Genomic DNA, 12838 nt, shown 5'->3' with positions numbered 1-12838 from the left:
ATCGTCGGTTTGCCGGCGATCAAGGCCTGTAGTGGCCCCGGCGATTTCAAACCGTGTGAGGCCTACATGATCAACCTCACCCCCTGGCTGAACGCCCCCGCCTGGCACGTCGCCTTCTCTGGCGGCCTCGACTCCACAGTCCTTCTGCACCTGTTGGCCGATTACGCCCGCAGTCACTGCGCTCCACCACTGCGCGCCATCCATGTCCACCACGGTTTGCAACCTGTCGCCAATGACTGGCCGGAGCACTGCCAGCGTGTCTGCAACGACTTGGGTGTCGAGCTTACCGTGATCCGCGTTCAGGTCGAGCCGGGTGCCAGCCTTGAGCAGGCTGCACGTAACGCCCGCTACTCGGCATTGGCTCAGGTGCTGGGCCCGGGAGAGCTGCTGTTCACCGGCCAGCACCGCGAGGATCAGGCTGAAACCCTGCTGTTTCGCCTGTTGCGTGGCGCCGGTTTGCGCGGGTTGGCCGCCATGCCCGACAAGCGGCGGTTGGGGCAGGGCGCCTTGGTCCGCCCATTGCTGGCGATCTCGCGAGCACAGTTGGCCGCGTACGCCCAAGCCTGGCGGCTGAAGTGGGTCGAAGACCCTTCCAACCGTGACACCGACTTCGCCCGCAACTACTTGCGTGGCGAGGTGTTGCCGTTGCTGCGCCAGCGTTGGCCGCAAGCGAGCCAAAACATCGCGCGCTGCGCCGATCATCTTGGCGAAGCGCTGGGGCTGCTCGATGAAGTGGCGCTTGACGATCTGGCCCTAGCCGAGCAAGGCGCTCCGGCTCAGTGGTCTGCCCTGAGTTCGCTCGATCTGACCTGCCTCCGTTCGCTGTCACCTGCTCGCCAGCGCAATGCCTTGCAATACTGGCTCAGCCAGCGCACTCGATTGCCTGACAGCCGTCACTGGGCCGGGTGGGTGGATTTGTGCACTGCCGCGCTCGATGCCCAGCCGATCTGGCGCCTTGCCGACGGCCAGTTGGTGCGCAGCAATGGGCGTATCTGGTGGCTTGGCGATGACTGGTTGCAGTCCGAGCCTGTCGGGCAGCCCTGGCTGGCGCCGGCCGAGGCACTGGCATTGCCGGGCAATGGCTATGTGCGTATCGAGGGCAAGCGGCCCGAGGGGCCGCTACGCATCGCATATCGCCAGGGGGGCGAAGTGCTGGACGTCCCCGGTCGTGGTCGGCGTGATCTCAAGCGCCTGCTGAACGAGGCGCAGGTTCCGCACTTCCTGCGTTCGCGCCTGCCGTTGCTGTTCCGTGGCGAGGACTTGCTGGCGGTGGCCAATCTTCCCGAACGGGGGCAGGCCGATTGCCAGCTTCGCTGGCATTTGCCGACAAGCGCGCAAGGTTTGAGATGAAGGGTACATTCCGGTAGACTACCCTCCCTTCTTGATACAGCTTCTGTGGGTTCCGCGAAAACACAGGAGTTGCCGATTACCAAGCAGTTTTTTGCTGGGCTGATTCTGGAAATGACGAGCGAGCTCCATGCCGGGGATACCCCTGGTCTGTACAGACGCGGCAGTTTTTCGAGATGCACTGTGATTGACGCAGGTGATCGGGGGCTTCGGCCTTCCTTCGCTTTCTCCGGCGGCGCTGGCCGCCTTAACGCAGACTTCTAGGGTTTTTCATGACGCGCTACATATTCGTCACGGGCGGTGTTGTTTCTTCATTGGGGAAAGGCATTGCCTCGGCTTCCCTGGCGGCCATCCTGGAAGCGCGGGGGCTCAAGGTCACCATGCTCAAGCTGGATCCGTACATCAACGTCGATCCTGGCACCATGAGCCCGTTCCAGCACGGTGAAGTATTCGTCACCCACGACGGCGCCGAGACTGACCTCGACCTGGGCCACTACGAGCGGTTCATCCGCACCACCATGACCCAGAACAACAACTTCACCACCGGCCGTATCTACGAGCACGTGCTGCGCAAGGAGCGCCGTGGTGATTATCTGGGCGCGACCATCCAGGTCATCCCGCACATCACCGACGAAATCAAGCGTCGCATCATCAAGGGTGCCGGCGATGCCGACGTGGCCCTGGTGGAAATCGGCGGTACCGTGGGTGACATCGAGTCGCAGCCGTTCCTCGAGGCGATTCGCCAGTTGCGCGTCGAAGTGGGCTCCAAGCGCGCCATGCTGATGCACCTGACCCTGGTGCCGTACATCGCCACCGCCGGCGAGACCAAGACCAAGCCGACCCAGCACTCGGTCAAGGAGCTGCGCTCCATTGGCCTGCAGCCGGACGTGCTGATCTGCCGTTCCGACCATCCGGTCGATGCCTCCTCGCGTCGCAAGATCGCGCTGTTCACCAACGTTGAAGAGCGTGCGGTCATCTCCCTGGAAGACGTCGACACCATCTACAAGATCCCGGGCGTGCTGCACGCACAGGGTCTGGACGACTTCGTCGTCGAGCGCTTCGGCCTGCAGTGCAACAGCGCCGACCTGTCCGAGTGGGACAAGGTGGTCGATGCCAAGCTCAACCCAGAGCAAGAAGTCACCATCGCCATGGTCGGCAAGTACATGGAACTGCTGGACGCGTACAAGTCGCTGATCGAAGCGATGAGCCACGCCGGCATCCAGAACCGTACCAAGGTCAACCTGCGCTACATCGATTCCGAAGATATCGAGAACCAGGGCACCAGCCTGCTGGAGGGCGCAGACGCCATCCTGGTTCCTGGCGGTTTCGGCCTGCGTGGCGTGGAAGGCAAGATCACCGCAGTGCAATATGCCCGCGAGAACAAGGTGCCGTACCTGGGTATCTGCCTGGGCATGCAGGTTGCCGTGATCGAGTTCGCCCGTAACGTGATGGGTTGGAAAGACGCCAACTCCACCGAGTTCGACCGTAACAGCGGTCACCCGGTAGTCGGCCTGATCACCGAGTGGGCCGATGCCACCGGCGCGGTCGAAACCCGTACCGAAGCCTCCGATCTCGGCGGCACCATGCGCCTTGGCGCTCAGGATTGCCAGATCGTTGCCGGCTCCAAGGTTCATGACTGCTACGGCACTGACATCATCACCGAGCGTCACCGCCACCGCTACGAAGTGAACAACAACCTGCTGCCCCAGCTGATCGACGCCGGCCTGGTGGTTTCCGGCCGTTCCGAAGACGGCGCGCTGGTGGAAGTGGTCGAGTCCAAGGATCACCCATGGTTCGTGGCCTGCCAGTTCCACCCGGAGTTCACTTCCACCCCGCGTGACGGTCATCCGCTGTTCAGCGGTTTCGTCAAGGCAGCCCTGGCACAGAAGAACAAGGCCTGATCAATGACCCAGAAGATCATTCGCGTCGGTAACATCGAGATCGCCAACGAGAAGCCGTTCGTCCTGTTCGGCGGCATGAACGTGCTGGAGTCTCGTGATCTGGCCCTGAAGGTCTGCGAAGAGTACGTACGGGTGACCGAGAAGCTCGGTATTCCGTACGTGTTCAAGGCCAGCTTCGACAAGGCTAACCGTTCGTCGGTGACATCGTTCCGCGGCCCAGGCATGGAAGAAGGCCTGAAGATCTTCGAAGAGATCAAGAAGACCTTCAACGTGCCGGTGATCACCGACGTGCACGAACCCTACCAGTGCGAGCCGGTCGCCAAGGTGTGCGACATCATCCAGCTGCCGGCTTTCCTGTCGCGCCAGACCGACCTGGTCGTGGCGATGGCCAAGACCGGCGCGGTGATCAACATCAAGAAGGCCCAATTCCTCGCGCCGCAGGAAATGAAGCACATCCTCAACAAGTGCGTTGAGGCCGGCAACGACCAGCTCATTCTGTGCGAGCGTGGTTCGAGCTTTGGCTACAACAACCTGGTCGTGGACATGCTCGGCTTCGGCATCATGAAGCAGTTCGAGTACCCGGTGTTCTTCGACGTGACACACGCCCTGCAGATGCCGGGTGGCCGCGCCGATTCCGCCGGCGGCCGTCGCGCCCAGGTCACCGACCTGGCCAAGGCCGGCATGAGCCAGAGTCTGGCAGGCCTGTTCCTCGAAGCTCACCCTGACCCGGACAACGCCAAGTGCGATGGTCCTTGCGCCCTGCGCCTGGACAAGCTGGAGCCGTTCCTGGCCCAGCTCAAGCAACTGGACGACCTGGTGAAAAGTTTTCCGACGGTAGAAACCGCGTAAAGCTCATTTCTCGGGTAAAGTACCGCCCGTTCTCCCCTTGACCGTTTGGTCAGGGGGCGCTTTCACCCGGCCTGCCCGCTGTGCCCCGCCTGGTGGAGTGCAAGGATTTCCTTAAGCTGCGTTGTTTTCGTCAATTCTGGAGTGCTTACAACAATGGCAAAGATCGTCGACATCAAAGGTCGTGAAGTTCTCGACTCGCGTGGCAACCCCACCGTGGAAGCCGATGTACTGCTCGACAACGGCATCATCGGCAGCGCCTGCGCGCCGTCCGGTGCTTCCACCGGCTCGCGCGAAGCGCTGGAGCTGCGCGATGGCGACAAGAGCCGTTACCTGGGCAAGGGCGTGCTGAAGGCCGTCGCCAACATCAACGGCCCGATCCGTGACCTGCTGCTGGGCAAGGACCCGGCTGACCAGAAGGCCCTGGACCGTGCCATGATCGAACTGGACGGAACCGAGAACAAGGCCAAGCTGGGCGCCAACGCCATTCTGGCCGTGTCCCTGGCTGCCGCCAAGGCCGCCGCACAGGATCTGGACCTGCCGCTGTACGCGCACATCGCCAACCTGAACGGTACCCCAGGCCAGTACTCGATGCCGGTTCCGATGATGAACATCATCAACGGTGGCGAGCACGCCGACAACAACGTCGACATCCAGGAGTTCATGGTTCAGCCGGTTGGCGCCAAGACCTTCTCCGACGGCCTGCGCATGGGTACCGAGATCTTCCACCACCTCAAAGCCGTGCTCAAGGCCCGTGGCCTGAACACTGCGGTGGGTGACGAAGGTGGCTTCGCGCCGAACCTGGCTTCCAACGAAGACGCGCTGGGCGCCATCGCCGAAGCGGTCGAGAAGGCGGGCTACAAGCTGGGTACCGACGTGACCCTGGCTCTGGACTGCGCGGCTTCCGAGTTCTACGAAGACGGCAAGTACAACCTGTCCGGCGAAGGCAAGTCGTTCGACGCCGAAGGTTTTGCCGACTACCTGAAGGGCTTGACCGAACGTTTCCCGATCATCTCGATCGAAGACGGTCTGGACGAGTCCGACTGGGCTGGCTGGAAAATCCTGACCGACAAGATCGGTGCCAAGGTTCAGCTGGTGGGTGACGACCTGTTCGTGACCAACACCAAGATCCTGAAAGAAGGCATCGAGAAGGGTATCGGTAACTCGATCCTGATCAAGTTCAACCAGATCGGCTCGCTGACCGAAACCCTGGAGGCCATCCAGATGGCCAAGGCCGCCGGTTACACCGCAGTCATTTCGCACCGTTCCGGTGAAACCGAAGACTCGACCATCGCCGACCTGGCAGTCGGTACTGCTGCCGGCCAGATCAAGACCGGTTCGCTGTGCCGTTCCGACCGCGTTTCGAAGTACAACCAGCTGCTGCGTATCGAAGAGCAACTGGGCGCCAAAGCGGTTTACCGTGGCCGTGCCGAGTTTCGCGGTTAAGCAAGAGATGGTAAAAAGACAGCAGCCGAGGCTGTCGGACCTTTCCTACTGAAAGATCTGGCGCTTCCAGCGGGTTTCTGTCGACGAAGCCTGGCCTCGGCCAGGCTTCGTGCTATTCGAAGCCCGTGAGCGGCGTCTTTTTAACCCTGGATACCTTGATGCGCAGTCCCTATTGGTTGTTCCTTGTCCTGCTCCTGCTGCTCGGTGGCCTGCAGTACCGCCTGTGGGTGGGTAATGGCAGCCTGGCGCAAGTGGCCGAGCTCAAGCAGCAGATTGCCGAGCAGCATGCGGAGAACGAGCGTTTGCTCGAGCGTAACCGTGTGCTTGACGCGGAGGTCCTGGAGTTGAAGAAAGGTATGGAGACCGTCGAAGAACGGGCTCGTCATGAATTGGGAATGGTCAAAGAGGGCGAAACTCTCTTCCAGTTGCCGCAAAAATGACTGATACGTTGCCGGCCTTCTGGGCTGTGATTCCTGCCGCGGGCGTGGGTACCCGCATGGCTGCCGACCGTCCCAAGCAATACTTGCAATTGGGCGGGCAGACGCTTCTCGAACATAGTCTCGACTGTTTTCTCGATCACCCGGCGCTCAAGGGCGTGGTGGTCAGCATTGCTGAAGACGACCCTTACTGGCCGACCTTGCGTTGTGCCAGTGATTCACGCATTCGGCGTGCGCCTGGCGGGCGTGAGCGTGCTGACTCGGTGCTCAATGCCTTGTTGTTGTTGTTGCATGCCCAAGGGGCGACTGATAACGACTGGGTGTTGGTGCATGATGCTGCGCGTCCGAACCTTGCACGTTCCGATCTGGATCGGTTGCTGACTGACTTGGCTGACGACCCTGTAGGTGGGTTATTGGCGGTGCCGGCACGTGACACGCTCAAGCGGGCGGATGCCCATGGGCGGGTCAGTGCGACGGTGGATCGCAGTACCATTTGGCAGGCTTATACGCCACAGATGTTTCGTCTTGGGGCTTTGCATCGGGCATTGGCTGAATGTCTGGTGTCGGATGTCGTGGTGACTGATGAGGCGTCCGCGATTGAATGGTCTGGTCAGGCGCCGCGGTTGATCGAGGGTCGCAGTGACAACATCAAGGTGACCCGACCGGAAGATCTGGAGTGGTTGCGTCAACGCTGGTCAACCCGAAGCTAAAGGCTGTCGCTGTCGCTGTCGCTGTCGCTCGTTTTTTGCTTTTGCTTCTAGTGCGCAATAGACCAAGCGCCGCGAATTGCGACGTCAGGAGGCCGAACGCAGGTCTTGCGGAGGGAGGTGACGGGCATGGATGCCCGTCAAGCGCTGCGGCCCAGGATGGGCCGTTCAGCGCGGTCCTCCCGGGAGCAAGGCCGGAGTGAGGGTACCCCGAAGCGAAGCGTAGGGGCCGGATGATAGGAGCTGACGGTTTTTGGTTCCTTTTTGCCACGACAAAAAGGGACCCGCTGTAAGAGCGGAAAGGTGATTAGGCGTCACCTTGGCAAATGGATATGTTCACAAATCCAAATACCAAAACCTCGAACCTCGAACCTCGAACTTCAAACTTCAAACTTCAAAGCGAATGCTTGGTGCTGGCACTCAAATAGCGTGAATATCCATTTGCCATGGAGGCACCTATTCACCTTTCCGCCCTTCCGGCGGGTTACTTTGGTCGTGGCCAAAGTAACCAAAACCGTCGGCTCCTATCATCCGGCCCCTACGCTTCGCTCCGGGGTTCCCTCACTTCGGCCTTGCTCCCGGGAGGACCGCGCTGAACGGCCCATCCTGGGCCGCAGCGCTTGACGGGCATCCATGCCCGTCACCTCCCTCCGCAAGACCTGCGTTCGGCCTCCTGACGTCGCAATTGGCGGCGCTTGGTCTATCGCGTAAAAAAAAGCAAAAGCAAAAGCAAAAGCAAAAGCAAAAGCAAAAGCAAAAGCAAAAACAAACACAAACGCAGCGAGTGGGATGGCATTATCGAATAATCGTGTTCAGCGATATTCCGGTAATTGCGAAAGACCGGCTTTCAAGAAGTCCACAAGCCGCCTGACTTTAGGCGAAAGATGCCGCTGCTGAGGATACAGCGCCCAAACCGCAGTATTAGGCGGCTGATGCGACTCCAACAGCGAAACCAACGCCCCGCTTTTAAGATGCTCCAGCACGTAATAATCCGGTAGCTGACACAATCCCATCCCCAGCAACGCAGCATCCAACACAGCTTGCCCACTGTTGCACCGCCAATTCCCCTGCACACGCTGACTGATCTCCCGACCATCCTGCTGCAGCGCCCAGATATCAGAGCTACCCACCAGGCAATTATGTCGCGCCAGCTCCGACAAACTATGCGGCCGGCCATAACGCTCAAGGTAAGCCGGCGAAGCACACAGGTACATGCGCCGTGGCGCCAGACGAGCCGCGACCAACCGCGAGTCCTGCAGACGCCCCAGGCGAATCGCCAGGTCCATCCCCTCGTGCACCAGGTCCAGCGTCCGGTTGGTCAGTTCCACCTCGACCCGCAACTGCGGATACAACGCCATGAAGCGCGTGACCAGAGGCACGATGAAACGCTCGCCGTAAGCCACCGCGCAGGTCATGCGCAACAATCCCTTCGGTTCACTGGCCAAGTCGCCCATCGCGCGTAACGCCTCTTCGCGACCATCTTGCAGACGCTGGCAGTGTTGAAGGAACGTCTGGCCTGCCTCGCTCAACGTCACGCGGCGGGTACTGCGGTACAACAGGCGTGTCTGCAGGCGCTCCTCCAGGCGAGCGATCTGCCGGCTGATGTGCGACGACGATACCCCCAACCGCTCCGCCGCAGCAGTGAACTGTCCCGACTCGGCCACGGCAACGAACTCGTCGATGCCTTCCCAGCGACTGCTCATCGATTATCCCTGTATGGCAATAATGTTTTTTCTTCGCTCGGATTATTCATCAAAAGTGCCTGAATTACACTGAGTACTGGAATCGACACTCTGTCTGGAGAACCTTGATGATCAAGTCCCGTGCCGCCGTCGCCTTCGAGGCCAAGAAACCCCTGGAAATCGTCGAAGTCGACGTGGCCATGCCCAAGGCGGGCGAAGTGCTGCTGCGCGTGGTCGCCAGCGGCGTCTGCCATACCGATGCCTATACCCTGTCGGGCGCCGACCCGGAAGGTATCTTCCCGTCGATTCTCGGTCATGAAGGCGGTGCAATCGTCGAAGCAATTGGTGACGGCGTGACTTCCGTAGCTGTCGGCGACCACGTCATTCCGCTGTACACTCCAGAGTGCGGCCAGTGCAAATTCTGCCGTTCGGGCAAGACCAACCTGTGCCAGGCCATCCGCGCCACTCAAGGCAAGGGCTTGATGCCTGATGGCACCACTCGCTTCTCCTACAAAGGCCAGCAACTGTTCCACTACATGGGGACCTCGACGTTCTCCGAGTACACCGTGCTGCCGGAAATTTCCGTGGCCAAGATCCAGAAAGAAGCGCCGCTGGAGAAAGTCTGCCTGCTGGGCTGCGGTGTGACCACCGGTATCGGTGCCGTGCTCAACACCGCCAAGGTCAAGCCAGGTGACACCGTGGCCATCTTCGGCCTGGGTGGCATCGGCCTGTCGGCGATCATTGGCGCGGTCAAGGCCAAGGCCTCGCGCATCATCGCCGTCGACATCAACCCCGCCAAGTTCGAGATCGCTCGCCAGCTGGGTGCTACCGACTGTGTCAACCCCAAAGACTACGACCGCCCAATCCAGGAGGTGATCGTCGATCTCACTGATGGCGGCGTGGACTTCTCGTTCGAGTGCGTAGGTAACGTCCAACTGATGCGTGCGGCCCTGGAGTGCTGCCACAAAGGCTGGGGCGAGTCCGTCATCATTGGCGTGGCCGGCGCTGGCCAGGAAATCTCCACCCGTCCATTCCAGCTGGTGACCGGTCGCGTCTGGCGCGGTTCGGCCTTCGGCGGCGTACGAGGTCGCAGCGAGCTGCCAAGTTACGTTGAAATGTCCGAGAAGGGCGAAATTCCGCTGGATACCTTCATCACCCATACCATGGGCCTGGAAGACATCAACAAAGCCTTCGACCTGATGCATGAAGGCAAGAGCATCCGTAGCGTGATCCACTTCTGAGGTCAGCCATGAGCCTGGATAACATCTCCTGCCAGAAGAGCTTCGGCGGCTGGCACAAGCGTTACCGGCATCACTCCAAGGTGCTGGGCTGTGACATGGTATTCGCCGTGTACCTGCCGCCGCAGGCCGAACAGGGCGAGAAGCTACCGGTGCTCTATTGGCTGAGCGGCCTGACGTGCACCGATGAAAACTTCATGCAAAAGGCCGGCGCCCAGCGCCTGGCCGCCGAGCTGGGGCTGATCATCGTCGCGCCAGACACCAGTCCGCGTGGTGAGCAGGTGCCCGGCGATCCGGACGGTGCCTGGGACTTCGGACTCGGTGCTGGCTTCTACCTCAATGCCACCCAGCAACCCTGGTCGAAGCACTACCGTATGCACGATTACGTGGTCGAGGAGCTACCGGCACTGATCGAGGCGCATTTCCCAGCTTCCGACCAGCGCAGCATCAGCGGCCATTCCATGGGCGGGCACGGTGCTTTGGTCTGCGCATTGCGCAACCCAGGGCGCTACCGTTCGGTGTCGGCGTTTTCGCCAATCAGCAATCCAATGGATTGCCCTTGGGGCGAAAAGGCCTTCAGCCGTTACCTGGGTGAGGACCGGGCGCGCTGGCGCGAGTGGGATGCCAGTGTGCTGCTGGCCGAGACGCCTTCCGGCAAATGCCCGCCGTTGCTGGTCGATCAGGGCGACCGCGATGACTTCCTCGAGAAGCAGCTCAAGCCAGAAGCACTGGAGCAGGCAGCGCGCAAGGGGGGGCATGAGCTGACCCTGCGTCTGCAGCCTGGGTATGACCATAGCTACTACTTCATCGCCAGCTTCATCGATGAGCACCTGCGCCATCACGCGCTGGCGCTGGGGCGGGCGTAGCGGTGGTGCTTGGTGTCGGCAATAGCCAGCCCAAGCGCCCACAAAGCAGGTAGAATCACGCCCTGACTTTATCAGGGCGTTTTTCTATGCGTATTGGCCACGGCTACGATGTGCACCGTTTCTGCGACGGTGATTTCATTACCCTGGGCGGGGTGCGTATCCCCCACAAATACGGCCTGCTGGCCCACTCCGACGGTGACGTGCTGCTGCACGCACTGAGCGATGCTCTGCTCGGCGCCGCCGCGCTGGGAGACATCGGCAAGCATTTCCCCGATACCGACCCGCAGTTCAAGGGCGCGGACAGCCGTGTCCTGCTGCGTCACGTGGTCGGCATCGTTCTGGCCAAGGGCTGGAAAGTCGGCAACGTCGACGCCACCATCGTTGCCCAGGCGCCGAAGATGGCCCCACACATCGAAACCATGCGCCAGCTGATCGCCGAGGACCTGCACGTCGAACTCGACCAGGTCAACGTCAAGGCGACCACCACCGAAAAACTCGGCTTCACCGGCCGCGAGGAGGGTATCGCCGTGCATGCGGTTGCCCTGTTGCTGCCAGCATGACCGAACACGACCTGCTCGGCCCGCGTGCATCGGGCCAATCCTTGGGCACCGCGGTGCTCAAGGCGGTGGCCGACGATTTCCAGGTGGACGAAGTGCTGGACATTCCGCTGTCCGGCCAGGGCGAGCACCTGTGGCTGTGGGTTGAAAAGCGTGACCTCAATACCGAGGAGGCTGCTCGTCGCCTGGCACGTGCAGCTGGTGTGCCGGTCCGCGCCATCAGCTACGCCGGTCTGAAGGACCGCCAGGCCCTGACCCGCCAGTGGTTCAGCCTGCACCTGCCGGGCAAGGCCGACCCGGACCTGTCCCGCGCCGAAGACGACACCCTGCGTGTACTCAAGCAGGTGCGCCACCAGCGCAAACTGCAACGAGGCGCTCATTCCGCCAACGGCTTTACCCTGCGTCTCACTGCGCTGGCGGCAGACCACCAGGCGCTGGATGCTCGGCTGGAACTGCTCAAGCAGCAGGGGGTGCCCAACTACTTCGGCACGCAGCGTTTCGGCCATGGTGGCGGCAACGTGCATGACGCCCGGGACTGGGCACAGCGCAAGGCGCTACCGGAACAACGCAATGTACGTTCGCGGCTGCTGTCAGCGGCGCGCAGCTATGTGTTCAACCAGGTGTTGGCGGCTCGGGTTGCCGATGGAAGCTGGCAGCACGCGCAGGTTGGCGATTTGTTGGCGTTCACTGACAGCCGTAGTTTCTTTCCGGCGGGCGAGTCGGAATGTTCCGATCCACGCCTGGCGATTCTGGACTTGCATCCCACCGGCCCGATGTGGGGAGAGGGTCCGTCACCGGCAGCCGGGGCGCCCTTCGAGCTGGAGTCGGCTGTCGGCGAGCAGCACCAGGCGCTTTGCCAATGGCTGGCCCACGCGGGAATGAGTCACGAACGACGCATCCTGCGGCTCCCTATTGGCAGCTTGTCGTGGCATTATCCCGAGCCTGATATCCTGCAACTGGAATTCGTCCTTCCGGCCGGATGCTTCGCCACCGTGGTGGTGCGCGAACTCGTCGATCTGGTGCCGGCAGGGCAGACGGACAGCCCATGCGTATTCTGATTTCGAACGATGACGGTGTTACCGCCCCCGGGATTGCCGCGCTGCATGCTGCGCTGGCGGACTACGCCGAGTGTGTGGTGATCGCCCCGGAACAAGACAAGAGCGGCGCCAGCAGTTCGCTGACGCTCGACCGGCCTTTGCACCCGCATACCCTGGCCAACGGCTTCATCAGCCTCAATGGCACGCCGACCGACTGCGTGCATCTGGGGTTGAATGGGTTGCTGCCGGAAATGCCCGACATGGTCGTTTCCGGCATCAACCTGGGCGCTAACCTGGGTGACGATGTGCTCTACTCCGGCACCGTTGCCGCCGCCCTCGAGGGCCGCTTCCTCGGCGGAACGTCGCTGGCGTTCTCGCTATTGTCGCGCCAGACCGACAACCTGCCGGCGGCGGCCTACATCGCACGCCGCCTGGTGGAGGCACAATCGCGACTCGACCTGCCGCCTCGGACCGTGCTCAACATCAATATCCCCAACCTGCCACTGGAGCATATCCGGGGTATCCAGCTCACCCGGCTCGGGCATCGGGCGCGTGCGGCGGCGCCCACCAAAGTGGTCAACCCACGTGGCAAGGAGGGCTACTGGATTGCCGTGGCCGGCGATGCCGAGGATGGCGGGCCGGGTACCGACTTCCATGCGGTGATGCAAGGCTACGTGTCGATTACACCGCTGCAGTTGGACCGGACCTTCAACGACGCGTTCGAGCGCTTCGATGGCTGGCTGGAGGGCGTACTCTGATGCGCGAACACGACGA

Annotated in this window: 12 protein-coding genes; 11 read left to right on the top strand and 1 reads right to left on the bottom strand. The window is 61.5% G+C overall.

Annotation, left to right across the window (positions count from 1 at the left end; genetic code table 11):
* Window positions 1-66 precede the first annotated feature (66 nt).
* The 6 genes from tilS to ispD all read left to right on the top strand — a co-directional run bounded on the left by tilS (window position 67) and on the right by ispD (window position 6687).
* On the top strand, window positions 67-1350 hold the full coding sequence (gene tilS / locus P3R38_RS19120) for a tRNA lysidine(34) synthetase TilS (protein ID WP_277686509.1): 1284 nt from the start codon (window positions 67-69) through the stop codon (window positions 1348-1350).
* 269 nt (window positions 1351-1619) lie between these two features.
* The gene (locus tag P3R38_RS19115) at window positions 1620-3248 is read left to right on the top strand and encodes a CTP synthase (protein WP_023381958.1); all 1629 of its coding nucleotides are present in this window, start codon (window positions 1620-1622) and stop codon (window positions 3246-3248) included.
* A gap of 3 nt (window positions 3249-3251) precedes the next feature.
* Window positions 3252-4097 (top strand): 3-deoxy-8-phosphooctulonate synthase, encoded by an 846-nt coding sequence (gene kdsA / locus P3R38_RS19110; protein ID WP_277686508.1) that lies wholly within the window; start codon window positions 3252-3254, stop codon window positions 4095-4097.
* A 153-nt stretch (window positions 4098-4250) separates the two neighbouring features.
* Window positions 4251-5540 (top strand): phosphopyruvate hydratase, encoded by a 1290-nt coding sequence (gene eno / locus P3R38_RS19105; protein ID WP_023381956.1) that lies wholly within the window; start codon window positions 4251-4253, stop codon window positions 5538-5540.
* Between the two features lie 158 nt (window positions 5541-5698).
* Window positions 5699-5980, top strand: coding sequence for a cell division protein FtsB (gene ftsB, locus P3R38_RS19100; RefSeq protein WP_023381955.1), 282 nt, complete (start codon window positions 5699-5701; stop codon window positions 5978-5980).
* Window positions 5977-6687, top strand: a complete 711-nt coding sequence (gene ispD, locus P3R38_RS19095) for a 2-C-methyl-D-erythritol 4-phosphate cytidylyltransferase (protein ID WP_277686507.1) — start codon at window positions 5977-5979, stop codon at window positions 6685-6687. Before ftsB ends, ispD begins: the two co-directional genes overlap by 4 nt.
* An 809-nt stretch (window positions 6688-7496) precedes the next feature.
* On the opposite strand, the gene P3R38_RS19090 is transcribed toward ispD, so the two are convergent.
* Complete coding sequence (locus P3R38_RS19090) at window positions 7497-8387, bottom strand: LysR substrate-binding domain-containing protein (protein ID WP_023381953.1); 891 nt, start codon at window positions 8385-8387, stop codon at window positions 7497-7499.
* Between the two features lie 107 nt (window positions 8388-8494).
* Here P3R38_RS19090 and P3R38_RS19085 point away from each other — a divergent pair, with 107 nt between their 5' ends.
* From P3R38_RS19085 to surE, 5 genes are all read left to right on the top strand, one after another.
* Entirely contained in the window at window positions 8495-9607 is a 1113-nt protein-coding gene (locus tag P3R38_RS19085) for an S-(hydroxymethyl)glutathione dehydrogenase/class III alcohol dehydrogenase (protein ID WP_277686506.1), read from the top strand.
* An 8-nt stretch (window positions 9608-9615) separates the two neighbouring features.
* On the top strand, window positions 9616-10470 hold the full coding sequence (gene fghA / locus P3R38_RS19080) for an S-formylglutathione hydrolase (protein ID WP_023381951.1): 855 nt from the start codon (window positions 9616-9618) through the stop codon (window positions 10468-10470).
* An 86-nt stretch (window positions 10471-10556) separates the two neighbouring features.
* The gene (gene ispF, locus P3R38_RS19075; protein ID WP_023381950.1) at window positions 10557-11030 is read left to right on the top strand and encodes a 2-C-methyl-D-erythritol 2,4-cyclodiphosphate synthase; all 474 of its coding nucleotides are present in this window, start codon (window positions 10557-10559) and stop codon (window positions 11028-11030) included.
* Entirely contained in the window at window positions 11027-12085 is a 1059-nt protein-coding gene (gene truD, locus P3R38_RS19070; protein ID WP_023381949.1) for a tRNA pseudouridine(13) synthase TruD, read from the top strand. The genes ispF and truD overlap by 4 nt, the downstream gene beginning before the upstream one ends.
* Window positions 12073-12822, top strand: a complete 750-nt coding sequence (gene surE, locus P3R38_RS19065) for a 5'/3'-nucleotidase SurE (RefSeq protein ID WP_023381948.1) — start codon at window positions 12073-12075, stop codon at window positions 12820-12822. The genes truD and surE overlap by 13 nt, the downstream gene beginning before the upstream one ends.
* Window positions 12823-12838: the final 16 nt, after the last annotated feature.

This window comes from Pseudomonas sp. NyZ480, from assembly GCF_029537255.1.
GTDB classification, from domain to species: Bacteria; Pseudomonadota; Gammaproteobacteria; order Pseudomonadales; family Pseudomonadaceae; genus Aquipseudomonas; species Aquipseudomonas taiwanensis.
The sequence above is the reverse complement of the archived record's forward strand: the minus strand, read 5'-3'. Positions and strand labels throughout refer to the sequence as shown.